Genomic DNA, 16193 nt, shown 5'->3' with positions numbered 1-16193 from the left:
TCTAATTATAATAAAAATCAACTTTTTATTTCTTTGTCCTGCCTATATTTGAAAAAAATCAACGTTTAACAATTACTTACAATGAAAAAAATTCTATACGCAGGGCTTTTCTTCGCTTTTGCATGTAATAGTGCACAACAAAATGTTAGCACTAACTCAAACAGTAATACTACGGAAAAATCTGACCGAGTTACTTATGCAAACACTATTACTGAAGGCGAATTAAAAGAGCATTTGTACACCTATGCTTCAGATGAATTTGAAGGTAGAAATACAGGAGATGAAGGACAGAAAAAAGCTGTTGAATATTTAAAAAAGGAATATGAAACACTAGGAATTCCTGCTGCTCAAGGTAATGGCAACTACTTCCAAAATGTACCTCTTGAAGTTAGTGGTGTTCCTACTGGAGCTGTAACTATTGGAAATAACAATTTTAATTTAGGAGAAGGAGTTATAACTTTTTCCTCGGTGGCTAGCAAAGATTATGATATTGTATATGCTGGATATGGAATTGATACCGAAAAATATTCAGATTATAAAAATATTGATGTAAAAGGTAAATATATCCTAATTAAAATAGGAGAGCCAAAAACAGACGATGGCAACTATATTTTAACGGGAACAAAAGAACCAGGAGTTTGGTCTAATTGGAGAGAAACGCTTTCTAAAAGAATTGAAATTGCTACTGAAAAAGGTGCGGAAGGAGTTATTTATTATGATGATGCTTTTTACGATCGTGCTATTAGAAGATACCAACATTCTCTTGAATCAAATGGTGGCGGACAAATGAGCCTAAAAAGCGATGCTAAAAAAATAGCTGCCCTATTTGTTAATAAAGAGGTAGCTACAAAAATCTATAATAACGTTGATACAGAAGTTAAAGCTAAATCTTTAGACGAAACTATTAAATTAAATGTTGAAAACGCTACAAAAGAAATTTCTTCTGAAAATGTTGCCGCACTAATTAAAGGTAAAAGTAAACCAAATGAATACCTAGTTATCTCTGCACATTTAGACCATGTGGGAGTGGATGCCGATGGAAATGTATTTAATGGTGCCGATGATGATGGAAGTGGAACTGTTGCCATTCTTGAAATTGCTGAAGCCTTTAAAAAAGCTGCAAATGAAGGAAATGGCCCTGAACGCTCTATTTTATTTTTACATGTTACTGGAGAAGAAAAAGGATTATTAGGTTCTGAATATTACTCTGAACACCCAATATTTCCTTTAGAAAATACAGTTGCCGATTTAAATATTGATATGATTGGTAGAATTGATCCTAAAAGAGAAGGCGATAGAAATTACATTTATTTAATTGGTTCTGATAAATTAAGTACTGAGCTACATGAGATTTCTGAAGAAGTAAATAAAAAATATGCTAATATAGAATTAGATTACACCTATAACGACGAGAACGATCCAAATCGTTTTTACTACAGAAGTGATCATTATAATTTTGCTAAACACAATGTGCCTATTATCTTTTATTTCAACGGTACGCATGCAGATTATCATAAAATATCTGATACTCCAGATAAAATAAATTACGATTTATTAGCTAACAGAGCTAAATTGGTGTTCCAAACAGCTTGGGAAGTAGCAAATAGACCAGAAAGAATTGTAGTTGATAAAGCAGTTCCAACTAAATAAACCCCTCATTGAGGGTTTTATTCCCCAGAGCCTGTCCTGAGTATCTTGAAGGGTTCTACGTCGAAATGGACTAAATTATTCCCTTTTGAATACCTTGTAGGCTAGTCTTGAGGTAGTTGATATAACTAAGCACAAGTTTTTAATACTTTGCAAAATCTATAAAAAAAACCTGAGCAATTCTTGCTCAGGTTTTTTTATTCTTCAAAAGATTATTTTTTAAAGCCTGCTCTGAAATTATCAAAGAGCAATCCCTCGAAATATATAATAATTTTTATTTACATCCTCCAGTAAATCCAGTAGCATCAAATTTTGTTCTAATTGCTCCTTGATTTTGCCCCTGAACAGCTTGAATAATTAAATCGTTAACTCCACTTCTTTTTGGGCTACAATATTCAAATAAGTAATAACTTTTAGCTTGTCCAGCCACATTATCAGAGATTTCTTCAAAAGTATCTTCCAACTCATCTTTGTTGCTTGCAAAAGCAGATGCAGTCTTCCCAATTCTCTGTAATACATCTTCATCTATTTCATCTCCTAAACCTATAGTGAAAAAAGAAATATTGTCATTCGCATTTTCAACAGTACTTAAAGCTGTACCTTCATCTACTCTAGCGGCTTGATCTGTTCCATCGGTAAAAATAACAATAGAAGAAGCAGCTAAAACATCATTTCCTTCATTTTCATTTAAAATATCAGTAGCAATTTTTGTAGAGTTTACTACTGCTCCATAAAGGTTGGTGGAAAGATCGTTACTTATGTCTGTTGTGATGCCATCTACAGCCATTTTTAATTCTTCTCTATTGGTAGTTAACGGATTTAACTCATGTAATTGCTCTTCCCCATCAAACCAATAAATAGCCATTTTATACTGCTCATCTGCAACTTCTGGCATTACTTCATCTATAAAACTAACAGAAGCAGCTTTTAATTCCTCTAAACTAGCACTCAAAACACTATTACTTAAGTCTAAAACTAAAAGTGTGTTGGTATTAAATATTTGGGTATTTGGAGAAATTATTCCATTAGATTCTGATGGAGAAATTGCTCTTGGACAATCGTCGTTTGTTCCTTGCTCAAATATATTAAAGTTACTAGCTTGAAGATTTGGAACTGCATTTCCTTCTGTATCATTTACCTTAAAAAATACAGACACTTTCCCTGGAAGAGTTTCATAGGTATCTTGAATGGTAAGTTTTAAAGTAGCTTCTTCAAAACCTAAACAGTTTGGAATTTCCGCAGAATCATTATAATCATCATCAGAAGAACCACAAGCTACAAGCAAACTGGTCACGCATAAAAAACTCACTATTGTTTTAAATAATTTCATTTGTTTCGTTTTAATTTTAAAAATTTTATTTGAATTTCTATTCCCCTATTTATACGATTATAAATTGCAAATAGACGTTTTAAAAGTGTTTTATCACTAGGCATTAAACGTAAAAAAGAAATTAAAATTATATAAGCAGACTAAATGTTTACTACCTAAATAATACTGTTGGGAAATGAATATTACCCATAGATAAAGTAGCTCTATTTACAAATGAAGAAATTATTTTTAAAACCTTACTAATTAGGTTTTTATAAACAGAAATCTAGTACTTTTGATCTAAAGCATTGCTAAACTTAGAAAAATCATCTGTTTCTGCCATTTTTCTAATTTTATCAGCATCAAAATTTCCTTTTAAATAAAGTAAAGAATTATTAGAACCGTTACTGTTATGAAGTATAATTTGTTTAATTGTATTTCCTTGTTCTTTTACTGAAAGAAGACTACGGGTGTTATCGTTATTTTTTCTAAAAACATCGGAATAGCCACTTTTTGTAATCTTATCTATTTCTGTATTTATTTGCTGATTTCTAAGGGAAGAACTGCTAGGAAGATTCATGTATCTAATGTCTGATACATTTCCAATCAATTCATTCATTTCTGGAGATAGGTTTCCTAATAAGGAATACATAAATTTCGGAACTTGAACAGCTGTTACATTTGTGTCATTCTTATGAGCATCGTAAAAACTTTCTACACTACTTCCACAAGAAATAAATAACAAAATGAATCCAGTAAATAGAATTTTTTTCAGCATGATGTATCTTTTTTCTAAAGATAATAAAAAATTAAACACATGCGTCCCAAAGAGAATCCTTTGGCAATGGAGCTATAATGCTTATTTTTTCTTTTTTTACAGGATGTTCAAATTCTAATTTTCTTGCATGTAAATGAATACTACCGTCTTTATTGCTTCTATCAAACCCATATTTTAGGTCGCCTTTTATCGGACTTCCAATCGAAGAAAGTTGTGAACGAATTTGATGATGCCGTCCCGTTTCTAAATCAATTTCTAATAGATGATAGTTATTTAAACTTTGTAATACCTGATACTCTAAAATTGCCTTTTTACTATCTGGCACTTCATTTTTATGCGCATACGACTTGTTTTGTTTTGGATTACGCTTCATCCAATGCACCAACTTATCGGTTGTTTTTTCTGGTTTATTCTTTACAATTGCCCAATAGGTTTTTTTAGCATCTTTATCTTTAAAAAGCTTATTGAGTCTGGGTAAAGCCTTAGATGTTTTTGCAAAAAGCACAATCCCAGTTGTAGGTCTGTCTAACCGATGTACAACTCCCAAATATACATTTCCAGGTTTATTGTACTTATCTTTTATATATTCTTTTACAACTTCAGACAGTGGGGTGTCGCCAGTTTTATCGCCTTGAACAATATCTCCTGCACGCTTATTTACCACAATAATGTGGTTATCTTCAAATAAAACTTGTAAGTTATTTTTATTAGAATGCAATGCCATGTGTTGCGTTAATTTAATCCCTCATAGAGGGTTTAATTCTTCAAAGCCTTTTGAATTTATTAAAAGGCTCTGCGTTGAAATGAGTTGATTTTACTTCGTTTAAATACCTTTCCCTAACTTTGCTCTGACAGGTTTCAAAAAAGGTAATTGATTGCAATTCTTATAACCTAATATTGCTCATCATCATTTGGAAAATCCTTACTTTTTACATCGTCTACATATTGAGAAATAGCACCCGTCATCTCATCATATAAATTTAAATAACGTCTTAAAAAACGTGGATGAAACTCATGTGTCATTCCCAACAAATCGTGTAATACTAAAACCTGACCATCAACGCCGTTTCCAGCACCTATTCCAATAATTGGAATAGAAACCGACTCGGCAACTTCTTTTGCTAATTTTGCTGGAATTTTTTCAAGCACAATAGCAAAACAACCTGCTCTTTCCAACAGTTTAGCATCTTCTATTAATTTAAGAGCTTCTTCTTCTTCTTTAGCTCTAACGGTATAAGTTCCAAATTTATAAATAGATTGAGGAGTAAGACCTAAATGTCCCATTACTGGAATTCCAGCATGGAGAATTCTTTTAATAGATTCTTTTATTTCCTTCCCTCCTTCTAATTTTACAGCATGTGCGCCGCTTTCTTTCATAATCCTAATTGCAGAACGCAAAGCCTCTTTTGGATCGGATTGGTAACTTCCAAAAGGTAAATCTACCACTACCAAAGCCCTATTTACAGCTCTAATTACCGAAGAAGCATGATAAATCATCTGGTCTAAAGTAATTGGAAGCGTAGTCTCGTGTCCTGCCATTACATTACTTGCAGAATCGCCTACTAAAATAACATCAATTCCAGCACCATCAACAATTTTTGCCATGGAATAATCGTAGGCTGTAAGCATTGAGATTTTCTCATTATGCTCCTTCATGTCGATAAGCGATTTTACCGTAATTCTTTTATATTCTTTTTTAGCTACTGACATTTGTTCTAATTTAAGCGATAAAATTACAGTTTTCATAACAGATTACCCATTTATATTTAAAAATTTAAAGATTGAAGGATTGAAAAATTGAAGAAGACGGAAGGCGGAAGACGGAAGGCAGAAGAAAGAAGACAGCATACAGAAGGCAGAAGATTAAGAATTCGATAATTTACACAATCACAACTCTGTCTCTCTGAACCTTTGCATCTTTGAGTTGAAATTTAAAAATTTAAAGATTGAAGGATTGAAAAATTGAAGAAGTCGGGAGTCCGAAGACGGAAGCAAACAAGAATAAAGAGAAGAGAATATAGATTTCGCATCCTTATTCTTTTGAGAATCTTTAGTTTACCATAAAAAATTCGACAATTTACACAATCACAACTCTGCCTCTCTGAACCTTTGCATCTTTGCATCTTTGCATCTTTGAGTTAAAAAACTGCTTACTGCATATAGCTTAAAGCATAAAGCCTCCTGACTTCTTGTATCTGTGACTTAATCTTAAAAAATCTTCACATAATTTTTTTTAACGCTATAAAACTTCGCTTTTAAGTACAATTACAATAAATTTGAGTTTCTTATTTAAAACAGCTAATTATAATCTATTCAAATGAAAAAACTCTTATTACTATTTTTATTAGTTTCCTACAGTTGCTTAAAAGCACAATCGGAATATAGTGTTGCCGATAATTATAACAAACAAGAAGTTATGATTACTATGCGAGACGGCATTAAACTCCATACAACTATTTACAGTCCTAAAGACACTTCTAAAAAGTATCCTATTTTAATGCAGCGCACTCCATATAGTTGTCAGCCATACGGAGAAGACCAATTTCGTTCTAAAATAGGTCCTAATGAAACCATGATGAAAGAAGGAAATATTATTGTTTATCAGGATGTTCGTGGACGTTGGAACAGCGAAGGGATTTATGATAATATGCGTGCCTTTATTCCGAATAAAAAGAAAAAAGAAGTTGATGAAGCATCCGATACCTACGATACTATAGATTGGTTGGTAAAGAATGTAAAAAACACAAATAAAAATGTGGGTGTATGGGGAATTTCTTACCCAGGATTTTATTCAACATATTCTTTATTGAGTGAGCATCCAAACCTAAAAGCCGTTTCACCACAAGCCTGTATAGCTGATTTCTTTTTTGACGATTTTCACCATAATGGGGCTTATTTATTAAGTTATTGGAGAGCTACTGCCCTCTTTGGATATGAAAAAGACAAACCAACAACCGAGTCTTGGTATAAATTTCCAGAATTAAATACAGAAGATCAATATCAGTTTTTTTTAGATGCTGGTCCACTATCTAATTTAGATGAATATTATAAAGAAGATAATGTTTTTTGGCAGCAATTGAAAGATCATCCAAATTATGATGAGTTTTGGAAGTCGAGAGGCATTATTCAACATCTAGAAGATATTAAACCAGCAACTATGGTTGTTGGAGGTTGGTTTGATGCAGAAGATTTATATGGACCGCTTACTACTTATAAAACCATTGAAAAAACTAGCAATAACTATAACACTATTGTTATGGGGCCATGGAGTCATGGAGATTGGGCGCGAACAAAAGAACGCCAGACAATTGGAAATGTTTATTTTGGAGATAATATCTCTAAGTTTTTTCAAGAAGAAATAGAAACAAAATTCTTTAATCACTTTTTAAAAGAAGATGGAAAAGGCTCTTCTGGACTTCCAGAAGCTTACGTTTATGATACAGGAAGAAATGAATGGGAAACCTATGATGTATGGCCACCAAAAAATATTGAAGAAAAAACATACAGCTTAGGACAACACCAATCTATGGGAGAGATAATGACAATGCAATACTCTTACGAAGAGTTTGTAAGCGATCCGAGCAAACCTGTACCGTATAGTGAAGATATTAAAATGGTCTTTACTCCTAGAAAATATATGACCGACGATCAGCGTTTTGCTGCTCGACGTCCAGATGTGTTAGTTTTTGAAACTCCCGTTTTAGAAGACGATATGACAGTTATTGGAGATATTATGGCAAAGCTGAAAGTGTCTACTTCTGGAACAGCTGCAGATTGGGTAGTTAAAATAATAGATGTTTTCCCTCCAGATGCTGAAGATTATGAAGAAACACAAGATTATTTAAAAATGGATAATTACCACATGATGGTGCGTAGCGAAGTAATGCGTGGTCGTTTTAGAAATAGTTTTGAAAATCCTGAGCCTTTTGTTCCAAATGAAGAAACTGCTGTAAACATTAAGCTCCAAGATATATATCATACATTTAAAAAAGGACATAAAATGCAAGTGCAAATTCAAAGTACTTGGTTTCCTTTAATCGATATTAATCCGCAAACATATGTAGATAATATTTTTATGGCTAAGAAAGAAGATTTCAAAAAGCAAACACATAGAGTTTACAATTCCTCTAAAATCGAATTTAAAGTTTTAAATAAATAAACTTATAAAGTTTCAAAAAATAAACAGCCCACTTTAAAATTAGTTTAAAGTGGGCTGTTTGTTTGTAACTATAATGTAATTAAGTTTTAAAACTGAAAATTTGTTTGCCACGAATTCACTAATGCATTAATTAGTATTTAGTACAAAGTACTAAGTATTAAGATTTTTTTTATCCATAAATCTGTGAGTGAAAATAGTACTAAGTATTCTGTATACAGCATTTAGAAACTCATTCAAGTATTATCCGTGCATCTGTGGCTAAATTCATAGAAACTAAAAATTGCTGCCACGAATTCACTAATGCATTAATTAACCCGTTGTGCATTTAGAAAAAGTTGTACACTACTCCCCATCTGTAAGACAGTTTAAATATATATCTAATTATTTATGATGCTATTCTTTTTGTATTATAAATTTGATCAGGTGGTACTTTTCCTATTTCAGTATGCCTTCTTTTGGTGTTATAGAATTCAATATATTCCGTGACCATTTGATAGAGATCTAGACCTCCGTTTGGTGGGTTTAGATAGATCTTTTCATATTTAAGAGACTTCCAGAAGCGCTCAATAAAAATGTTATCCAAAGCTCTTCCTTTGCTGTCCATAGATATTTGAATATCATGTTCTTTAAGCACTTCAATATATTCGGAGCTGGTATATTGTGACCCTTGATCGGAGTTATGGATCTCCGTATTGCCATATTGAGCGATAGTGTCTCTAAGAAGCTCGATACACCACTGTTTGTCCATTGAGTTTGAAATACTCCAATTAAGTATTTTTCTACTATATACATCAATGATAGCATTCATATACATAAAGCCACGGAACATAGGAATATAGGTGATGTCAGTCTGCCATACTTGGTTAGGGCGGTCTATTACTAAGCCCTTCAAGAGATAAGGGTACTTATAGTTTTTAGGATCCCTGATGGTGGTTTTAGGTTTTCTATATATGGTCTGTAATCCCATAATTTTATACAGCCGTCTTATTCTTTTCACATTTACGTGGTAGCCAAGATCAAGGATGAGATAATCAGTCATCCGTTCGACTCCATAATAGGGGTGTTCCAGGAACTGCGCATCTATTGCCTTCATCAGTTCTAAATTCAATGGACTCTCACTTTTAGGCTTATAATACAGACCAGAGCGATGAATGTTAAGGATTTTACATTGTTGTGCAAGACTCAGCCTTGGATGAGATTTTACTACCTTTTGTCTTCTTTCAGTAGTACTCATTTGCCCAAGACTTTCTTTAAAAAATCATTCTCAACTTGTAATTGACCGATCTTACTATAAAGCGGTGCGGTATCCACAGCTGGAGTATCTTTTTCTGATTTGGACTCGAAAGCAAGTTCTGCGTTTTTTAAAAACTCTCGCTTCCAATTGGATATTTGGGCTGGATGCAATTCAAATTTGGCAGCAAGTTCAGGTATACTTGTCTGCTCTTTTATCGCTTCAATGGCTACTTTGGCCTTAAAGGATGCGCTGAATTTTCTTCTTGATGTTTTCATATTGACAGGGTTAAAATTACAACTTAATTTCCTGTCCTAAATTTGGGGAGTATTATATTGTGCAAACTGCTAAAATGCAGTAAATTGTAGTAACCACACTATAATTTATATGCACAACTTTCAAGCAAATTACGACAAAATCCTCAAGGTTTTAAAAGAATTGGATTGTAAAATGGATTATTTACATCAAATCCGTAAACCTAAATTAAGAGATAAAGAGCTTATAGCTATTGATTTAACATCAGAATATATGAGTGTTGATAGTGAATGCCAGCTTTTTCGAATGTTACCTGCTGGTCTATCCAGCAAAATAGAGCGCAGTGTCTACAATAGAAGAAAGCGTAAGTTGTTTTCTTTTAGAGAATCACTTCGCAAGGCATTAGTGAGAAAGTTGAATAAATCTGAGCATTGTTATATTGTTGACAGTATGCCGTTAGAGGTCTGTAAATTATCAAGAAGCGCTAGAAGTAAGATATGTAAAGAACAAAACTACAGTCTGCCCGAAAAAGGATATTGTGCAAGTCAATCAAGCCATTATTATGGATATAAATTACATGCTGTCTGTTCTGCTCAGGGTGTTATCGAAAGTATGGATATTAGTCCAGCCTCTGTGCACGATATTAATTATTTAAAGGATATAAAGCATCAATTAAGTGATTGCATATTACTTGGTGATAAAGGGTATTTGTCGGCTGAATATCAATTGAATTTATTTGAATATCATAATATTAGACTTGAAACCCCTATGAGAACAAACCAGCATAACTATAGGGAGCAGCCGTACGTTTTTAAGAAATCCAGAAAGCGTATTGAAACATTGTTTTCTCAACTTTGCGACCAATTTATGATTCGAAGGAATTATGCTAAATCTTTTGAGGGATTCAAAAACAGAATATTATCTAAGATTACGGCTATGACGGTCATTCAATATATAAACATATTTGAATTCAACAGAAATATCAATAACCTAAAAATCAATATTGCCTAAATGCACAACGGGTTAATTAGTATTTATTTAGTAATAAGTAGTAAGATTTTTTTATCCATAAATCTATGAGTGAAAATAGTACTAAGTATTCAGTATACAGTATTTAGAAACTCATTCAAGTATTATCCGTGCATCTGTGGCTAAATTCATAGAAACTAAAAATTGCTGCCACGAATTCACTAATGCATTAATTAGTATTTATTTAGTACAAAGTAGTAAGTAGTAAGATTTTTTTTATTCGTAAATCTGTGGCTAAAAAAGAAGAATCAATCAAATTACAGGGGTAAAACTAAAAAAGGCTTCCTTTTCAGGAAGCCTTTTACTTTTAGGGTGGAAGACCGGTTTCGAACCGGCGACCTCTAGAACCACAATCTAGCGCTCTAACCAGCTGAGCTACAACCACCATTTAATTGCGGATGCAAATGTAATTCATTTTATCACTTCTGCAAAGAAAAAATAAACTTTTTTACACTAAATTTCCTAACTCATTCACTCCCAGCAATCTTTCTACAGTAAAACCTTCAGCGTGCTCCACGCCTATTAATCTCCCTAAGTCTTTCGCTCGATAATCTAGACTATCAAAAAAGTTTTTACTTGTAATTGGAGTCTCTGGTTCTTTACTATTTGGATCAAAAAACTGAGAGCTATACGCTTTAATAGCTTCAATTTTAACATCAATATAACCTGTTACATTCACTACAAAATCTGGTTCTATATTTTTCCATTGAATATAATGATACACATATTTAGGTCGCCAAGCATCTTGATTTTTACCATCCAAAGAAGTTTCAATCTTTTTTAATCCACTTAAAAAACAAGCATCGCTCACTAATTTACTTCCTTTACCATGATCTATATGTCTATCGTCAATAGAATTACAAATTACAATTTCAGGCTTGTATTTACGGATCATTTTAATTACTTCTAATTGATGCTCCTTATCGTTTACAAAAAAACCATCTGCAAAGCATAAATTCTCTCTTACCTCTACTCCTAATATTTTTGCAGCAGCAGCAGCTTCTTCATCCCTAATTTCAGCAGTTCCTCTAGTCCCTAACTCTCCTCTAGTTAAATCTACTATCCCTACTGTTTTTCCTAATCTTATTTCTTTTGCTATGGTTGCACCACATCCTAACTCTACATCATCTGGATGCGCCCCAAATGCAAGTATATCTAATTTCATGTATCTATTTTATTATTTTTAACGGTTACATGGAACACCCAAATAATCATTTCTTTGTGCCTAAATTCAGACATGGATGTTTCATTTTATAACGTATCTTAATTATTTAGTCAAAAATACATCAATCCTTTTTAAATCCCTCATAGTGGATTTAATTCCCCTAAATCTGTCCTGAATTTGCCTAAGGTTTTACGTCAAAATGAAAAAAATATTTTATTCTGAACAACTCGTGGGATGGCACAACTAGCTTTACATTCATGGGCTTCAAGCTAATCAACTAAAAAAGCTGAACAAAATAGTTTTTATTGTTCAGCTTTTTACAAATAATTGTTATTTATTAGAATAGTTTAGAATAAAATTATTCAGGATGCATAAATTGTTGCTTCCCTAATAACTCTTCTTCACTTTCTACATGGTCATCATCTGGCACACAGCAATCCACTGGACATACTGCAGCACATTGAGGTTCTTCATGGAAACCTTTACATTCTGTACATTTATCTGGAACAATGTAATAAATTTCGTCACTTACTGGATCTTGTGCATCGTCAGCATTTACTGACTTTCCATCAGGAAGTACTACGTCTCCATTTAATGATGTTCCATCACTATATCTCCAATCGTCTGCCCCTTCATATATTGCTGTATTTGGGCATTCTGGTTCGCATGCTCCACAATTTATACATTCATCTGTTATAATAATAGCCATAATTCTACTTTTTCATTTTTTATTGTACTTGCGACAAAAACAAGTATTTATTCTTCTATCGTCGGATTTAAACTTCTCTCCTTTCAAAATAATTTAATAAGAATAAAAGTACGCCTCGGTTCTATTGTGTAAATTTGCCATGTCAAAAATAAAGACAAACAAAATCTTAACCAAATATAATGAGTGACATTCACAACAGAATTGATGCTTTTGTTAAACTTGGTGCTTTTATAGCCCAATTTACTAGCAATAAGAAGCCTGAATTTAATAATGATAAAGAAGCTGATTTTTATGATGGTTTTAAACATCAATTAAAATTAGCACAAGAGCATAATACTTGGTTTACAAACAATAACATACAATTTGCCTTACAAAATTGGGCAGATGCTTTAACCGAATCCAATTTAAAAAAATGGTTGTCGGCATATTTAATTGACGAGGTAACGCCTAAAAAAGTGGCCATCATAATGGCTGGTAACATTCCATTAGTAGGCTTTCACGATTTTTTATCGGTATTAATTATAGGGCATGAAGTTCTTGTAAAACAATCGTCAAACGATAAACATTTACTCCCCTATCTAGCAAAATATTTAGAATCTATTGAGCCTAGCTTTAAAGGAAAAATAACTTTTACCGAAGAACGAATGGAAGGTTTTGAAGCTGTTATTGCTACTGGAAGCGATAATACTTCTCGTTATTTTGAATATTATTTTGGAAGCAAACCTAATATCATCAGAAAAAATAGAAATTCTGTTGCTGTTCTTACCGGAAAGGAAACTAAAGAACAATTAGAGGCTTTAGGAAAAGATATCTTTACTTATTACGGACTTGGATGCCGAAGTGTTTCTAAGTTATTTGTACCTAATGGTTATAATTTTGACGACTTTTTTAAAGGAATATTTCCTTATGGGGATATTATTCATCAAAATAAATATGCTAATAATTATGATTATAACAAGGCTGTTTATTTAATGAGTCTCTTTAAATTATTGGAAAATGGTTTTTTAATGCTGAAAGAAGACAAAAGTTATGCCTCTCCAATTGCAACCGTATTTTACGAAAAATATGATGATATGGATTCCTTAAAAGAAAGACTCACTACAGATGAAGATAAAATACAATGTATAGTGGCTGATAATCTTTTTGACAATGAAGTTGTTTTCGGACAAACACAACATCCTAATTTGTGGGATTATGCAGATGGAGTTGACACTATTAAATTTTTATTGAAATTATAAGTTTTTTATTCCGAATTTATATTTATTTAACCTTATTGATTAATCTCTCCTAAGAAGAAATAAGATAGCTAGGAATCTGGGTCATAATTAAAATCAATAAAGTGTAAATTTAATGGGTGCAATTTTCATAAAACCTACTAAAAAGATAGGCTAATTGCTTAATTATCTAAAAATTAGCCTTCCCTACATTTCTTTATACAAATTAAGGAGGCTATAGCAACACTCTAAAGTTTTAACATATCGAACATTAAGTATCTAACAACTCCTTTATTTTTGTTAGCAATCAAACAAAATTATTATACTTTTGATAACAGTTTTTCTTTCAGAAATTAGCAACTTTGTAAACAGTAAACACAACTAACTATTGTATGAAAAAGCATAATTTTAGTGCAGGACCCTGCATTTTACCGCAAGAGGTATTAAAAAAAGCTTCAGAAGCCGTTATCAATTTTAATGGTTTAGATTTATCACTTATAGAAATATCACACCGTAGCAAAGATTTTATTGCTGTAATGGATAAGGCTCAGGAATTAGCTTTAGAACATTTAGGGCTTCAAAATAAAGGCTTTAAAGCGTTATTTTTACAAGGGGGAGCAAGTTCTCAATTTTTAAATGTTGCTTATAATTTACTTAATAAAAAAGCAGCTTATTTAAATACAGGAACTTGGTCGTCTAAAGCTATTAAAGAAGCAAAATTATTTGGAGAAGTTGTAGAAGTAGCTTCTTCTAAAGATGCCAACTTTAATTACATCCCAAAAGGTTACAGCATTCCTTCAGATATTGACTACTTTCACTGTACCTCAAACAATACTATTTTTGGAACACAGCTAAAAGAATTTCCTGAGGTTTCCGCTCCGCTTGTTTGTGATATGAGTTCTGATATTTTTTCTAGAGTTTTAGATTTTTCAAAATTTGATATTATCTACGCTGGAGCTCAGAAAAATATGGGCCCTGCGGGAACAACACTTGTAGTTGTTAAAGAAGCTATTTTAGGAAAAATAGAAAGAGCTATTCCTTCTATGTTAGATTATAGAGTACATGCAGAAAAAGACAGTATGTTTAATACGCCTCCTGTTTTTGCAGTGTATGTTTCTATGCTTACCCTTCAATGGTTAAAAGACCTTGGTGGAGTTTCAGAAATTGAAAAAAGAAATAATGCTAAAGCAGCACTTATATATAATGAAATTGACAGAAATCCATTATTTAAAGGATTTGCTGCAAAAGAAGATCGTTCTACAATGAATGCTACTTTTAACTTAGTAGATGAAGAAGCTCATAAAGCAACTTTTGACGCTTTAGCTAAAGAAGCTGGATTAAGTGGAATTAACGGTCACCGTAGTGTTGGTGGATATAGAGCATCAATGTATAATGCTTTACCGATAGAAAGTGTTCAAGCATTGGTTGATGTAATGCAAGCACTTGAAAAACAAGCTTAAAAATTAATCACAATACAAAAATTTATTTTGATTAAGGAAAAAAAGCTAGTGAGACATTAAAAGTGTTTAAAGTCTATTGTTAGCAATTAAATCTTGATTATTAAGTAAATTCAATAAAAAATAAAAAAATGAAAGTATTAGCAAACGATGGTATTTCTCAAAGTGGGATCGATGCTTTAAAAAGTAAAGGTTTTGAGATTATTACTACAAAAGTAGCGCAAGAACAACTTGAAAGTTATATAAACGAAAATAATATAGATGCGCTTTTAGTGCGTAGTGCTACTAAAGTACGTAAAGAATTAATAGATGCTTGTCCGTCTTTAAAACTTATTGGTCGTGGTGGTGTTGGTATGGATAATATTGATGTAGCCTATGCAAAAGAAAAAGGACTGCATGTAATTAATACTCCTGCCGCTTCTTCTGCGTCTGTAGCCGAATTAGTTTTTGCACATTTATATGGAGGTGTTCGTTTTTTATATGATGCCAATAGAAATATGCCTTTAGAAGGTGAAAGTAAATTTGGGCAACTTAAAAAAGCATATGCTGGTGGCGTTGAACTTAGAGGTAAAACATTAGGAGTTATTGGTATTGGTAGAATTGGGCAAGAAACCGCTAAAATTGCATTAGGAGTTGGAATGAAAGTTGTTGCTTTTGATCCATTCATTGAAAATGTAACTATTCCTGTTGAATTCTTCGACGGACAAAAAGTGGAATTCAATATTAAAACTATTTCTAAAGAAGACGTTTTAAAACAAGCCGATTTTATAACCTTACATGTTCCTGCACAAAAAGAATATGTATTAGGTAAAAAGGAATTTGCTCTTTTAAAAGATGGTGTAGGAATAGTTAACGCCGCTCGTGGAGGTGTTATAGATGAAGTTGCTCTTGTTGATGCATTAGATAATAAAAAAGTTGCTTTTGCAGGAATTGATGTATTTGAAAATGAACCAACACCAGCTATTAAAGTATTGATGCATCCAAGCATTTCTTTAACTCCGCATATTGGAGCTGCAACTGCGGAAGCTCAGGATAGAATTGGAGTTGAACTTGCAGATCAAATTGAAGCATTGCTGAAATAATCTATTACAAAATAAATTTAAAATTGATAAAAATCAGCTTATTAAATAGGAAAATAAACAATAAGCTATTTTGACAAAGCGTTAAATTTTCTATATTTTAAAAAAAGTCCTTCCATAGCGAAGGACTTTTTTTGTAACTTGTTGGAGATTATAACCTT

Annotated in this window: 14 protein-coding genes and 1 tRNA gene; 6 read left to right on the top strand and 9 right to left on the bottom strand. The window is 32.4% G+C overall.

Annotated features, from left to right (window positions below; translation table 11 throughout):
* The first annotated feature begins 81 nt into the window (after positions 1 to 81).
* Positions 82 to 1650, top strand: coding sequence for a M28 family peptidase (locus JOOMADRAFT_RS14970; RefSeq protein ID WP_008614812.1), 1569 nt, complete (start codon positions 82 to 84; stop codon positions 1648 to 1650).
* A gap of 271 nt (positions 1651 to 1921) precedes the next feature.
* Here JOOMADRAFT_RS14970 and JOOMADRAFT_RS14965 read toward each other — a convergent pair whose 3' ends face one another.
* The 4 genes from JOOMADRAFT_RS14965 to panB form a co-directional block, all read right to left on the bottom strand.
* Positions 1922 to 2977, bottom strand: coding sequence for a vWA domain-containing protein (locus JOOMADRAFT_RS14965; protein WP_008614811.1), 1056 nt, complete (start codon positions 2975 to 2977; stop codon positions 1922 to 1924).
* Between the two features lie 265 nt (positions 2978 to 3242).
* Positions 3243 to 3734 (bottom strand): DUF4252 domain-containing protein, encoded by a 492-nt coding sequence (locus JOOMADRAFT_RS14960; RefSeq protein WP_008614810.1) that lies wholly within the window; start codon positions 3732 to 3734, stop codon positions 3243 to 3245.
* Positions 3735 to 3765: 31 nt separating this feature from the next.
* A complete protein-coding gene (locus tag JOOMADRAFT_RS14955; RefSeq protein WP_008614809.1) occupies positions 3766 to 4458 on the bottom strand; it encodes an RluA family pseudouridine synthase in 693 nt (230 codons plus the stop codon).
* Positions 4459 to 4625: 167 nt separating this feature from the next.
* Positions 4626 to 5444: a 3-methyl-2-oxobutanoate hydroxymethyltransferase gene (gene panB, locus JOOMADRAFT_RS14950; protein ID WP_040880132.1), complete on the bottom strand. Its 819-nt coding sequence runs from the start codon at positions 5442 to 5444 to the stop codon at positions 4626 to 4628.
* Between the two features lie 607 nt (positions 5445 to 6051).
* On the opposite strand from panB, the gene JOOMADRAFT_RS14945 reads away from it, so the two are divergent.
* Positions 6052 to 7893, top strand: coding sequence for a CocE/NonD family hydrolase (locus JOOMADRAFT_RS14945; RefSeq protein WP_008614807.1), 1842 nt, complete (start codon positions 6052 to 6054; stop codon positions 7891 to 7893).
* Between the two features lie 385 nt (positions 7894 to 8278).
* On the opposite strand, the gene JOOMADRAFT_RS14940 is transcribed toward JOOMADRAFT_RS14945, so the two are convergent.
* Together JOOMADRAFT_RS14940 and JOOMADRAFT_RS14935 are read right to left on the bottom strand one after the other, a co-directional pair.
* A complete protein-coding gene (locus JOOMADRAFT_RS14940; protein ID WP_008611013.1) occupies positions 8279 to 9127 on the bottom strand; it encodes an IS3 family transposase in 849 nt (282 codons plus the stop codon).
* Positions 9124 to 9402, bottom strand: coding sequence for a transposase (locus tag JOOMADRAFT_RS14935; RefSeq protein ID WP_008611014.1), 279 nt, complete (start codon positions 9400 to 9402; stop codon positions 9124 to 9126). Before JOOMADRAFT_RS14935 ends, JOOMADRAFT_RS14940 begins: the two co-directional genes overlap by 4 nt.
* A 109-nt stretch (positions 9403 to 9511) precedes the next feature.
* Here JOOMADRAFT_RS14935 and JOOMADRAFT_RS14930 point away from each other — a divergent pair, with 109 nt between their 5' ends.
* On the top strand, positions 9512 to 10390 hold the full coding sequence (locus JOOMADRAFT_RS14930; protein ID WP_008610872.1) for an IS982 family transposase: 879 nt from the start codon (positions 9512 to 9514) through the stop codon (positions 10388 to 10390).
* Positions 10391 to 10718: 328 nt separating this feature from the next.
* On the opposite strand, the gene JOOMADRAFT_RS14925 is transcribed toward JOOMADRAFT_RS14930, so the two are convergent.
* The 3 genes from JOOMADRAFT_RS14925 to JOOMADRAFT_RS14915 all read right to left on the bottom strand — a co-directional run bounded on the left by JOOMADRAFT_RS14925 (position 10719) and on the right by JOOMADRAFT_RS14915 (position 12282).
* Positions 10719 to 10794, bottom strand: a tRNA-His gene (locus JOOMADRAFT_RS14925).
* A gap of 62 nt (positions 10795 to 10856) precedes the next feature.
* Positions 10857 to 11573 carry a bacillithiol biosynthesis deacetylase BshB1 gene (gene bshB1, locus JOOMADRAFT_RS14920; RefSeq protein WP_008614805.1) on the bottom strand — a complete coding sequence of 239 codons (717 nt, stop codon included), beginning with the start codon at positions 11571 to 11573 and terminating at the stop codon, positions 10857 to 10859.
* Between the two features lie 358 nt (positions 11574 to 11931).
* On the bottom strand, positions 11932 to 12282 hold the full coding sequence (locus JOOMADRAFT_RS14915) for a 4Fe-4S dicluster domain-containing protein (RefSeq protein ID WP_008614804.1): 351 nt from the start codon (positions 12280 to 12282) through the stop codon (positions 11932 to 11934).
* A gap of 179 nt (positions 12283 to 12461) precedes the next feature.
* Here JOOMADRAFT_RS14915 and JOOMADRAFT_RS14910 point away from each other — a divergent pair, with 179 nt between their 5' ends.
* The 3 genes from JOOMADRAFT_RS14910 (at position 12462) to JOOMADRAFT_RS14900 (ending at position 16035) form a co-directional block, all read left to right on the top strand.
* Positions 12462 to 13520 carry an acyl-CoA reductase gene (locus JOOMADRAFT_RS14910; RefSeq protein WP_008614803.1) on the top strand — a complete coding sequence of 353 codons (1059 nt, stop codon included), beginning with the start codon at positions 12462 to 12464 and terminating at the stop codon, positions 13518 to 13520.
* Positions 13521 to 13888: 368 nt separating this feature from the next.
* Positions 13889 to 14956, top strand: coding sequence for a 3-phosphoserine/phosphohydroxythreonine transaminase (gene serC, locus JOOMADRAFT_RS14905; RefSeq protein WP_008614802.1), 1068 nt, complete (start codon positions 13889 to 13891; stop codon positions 14954 to 14956).
* Between the two features lie 128 nt (positions 14957 to 15084).
* On the top strand, positions 15085 to 16035 hold the full coding sequence (locus tag JOOMADRAFT_RS14900; RefSeq protein WP_008614801.1) for a D-2-hydroxyacid dehydrogenase: 951 nt from the start codon (positions 15085 to 15087) through the stop codon (positions 16033 to 16035).
* Positions 16036 to 16193 lie beyond the last annotated feature (158 nt).

The sequence above is a fragment of the Galbibacter orientalis DSM 19592 genome (assembly GCF_000260115.1).
In the GTDB taxonomy this organism is placed as follows: domain Bacteria; phylum Bacteroidota; class Bacteroidia; order Flavobacteriales; family Flavobacteriaceae; genus Galbibacter; species Galbibacter orientalis.
This window is presented reverse-complemented; position numbering and strand designations above follow the sequence as displayed.

Coding starts and splice junctions, on each gene's coding strand:
- JOOMADRAFT_RS14970 (WP_008614812.1), top strand. CDS start 82: ATGAAAAAAATTCTATACGCAGGGCTTTTCTTCGCTTTTGCATGTAAT.
- JOOMADRAFT_RS14965 (WP_008614811.1), bottom strand. CDS start 2,977: ATGAAATTATTTAAAACAATAGTGAGTTTTTTATGCGTGACCAGTTTG.
- JOOMADRAFT_RS14960 (WP_008614810.1), bottom strand. CDS start 3,734: ATGCTGAAAAAAATTCTATTTACTGGATTCATTTTGTTATTTATTTCT.
- JOOMADRAFT_RS14955 (WP_008614809.1), bottom strand. CDS start 4,458: ATGGCATTGCATTCTAATAAAAATAACTTACAAGTTTTATTTGAAGAT.
- panB (WP_040880132.1), bottom strand. CDS start 5,444: ATGTCAGTAGCTAAAAAAGAATATAAAAGAATTACGGTAAAATCGCTT.
- JOOMADRAFT_RS14945 (WP_008614807.1), top strand. CDS start 6,052: ATGAAAAAACTCTTATTACTATTTTTATTAGTTTCCTACAGTTGCTTA.
- JOOMADRAFT_RS14940 (WP_008611013.1), bottom strand. CDS start 9,127: ATGAGTACTACTGAAAGAAGACAAAAGGTAGTAAAATCTCATCCAAGG.
- JOOMADRAFT_RS14935 (WP_008611014.1), bottom strand. CDS start 9,402: ATGAAAACATCAAGAAGAAAATTCAGCGCATCCTTTAAGGCCAAAGTA.
- JOOMADRAFT_RS14930 (WP_008610872.1), top strand. CDS start 9,512: ATGCACAACTTTCAAGCAAATTACGACAAAATCCTCAAGGTTTTAAAA.
- bshB1 (WP_008614805.1), bottom strand. CDS start 11,573: ATGAAATTAGATATACTTGCATTTGGGGCGCATCCAGATGATGTAGAG.
- JOOMADRAFT_RS14915 (WP_008614804.1), bottom strand. CDS start 12,282: ATGGCTATTATTATAACAGATGAATGTATAAATTGTGGAGCATGCGAA.
- JOOMADRAFT_RS14910 (WP_008614803.1), top strand. CDS start 12,462: ATGAGTGACATTCACAACAGAATTGATGCTTTTGTTAAACTTGGTGCT.
- serC (WP_008614802.1), top strand. CDS start 13,889: ATGAAAAAGCATAATTTTAGTGCAGGACCCTGCATTTTACCGCAAGAG.
- JOOMADRAFT_RS14900 (WP_008614801.1), top strand. CDS start 15,085: ATGAAAGTATTAGCAAACGATGGTATTTCTCAAAGTGGGATCGATGCT.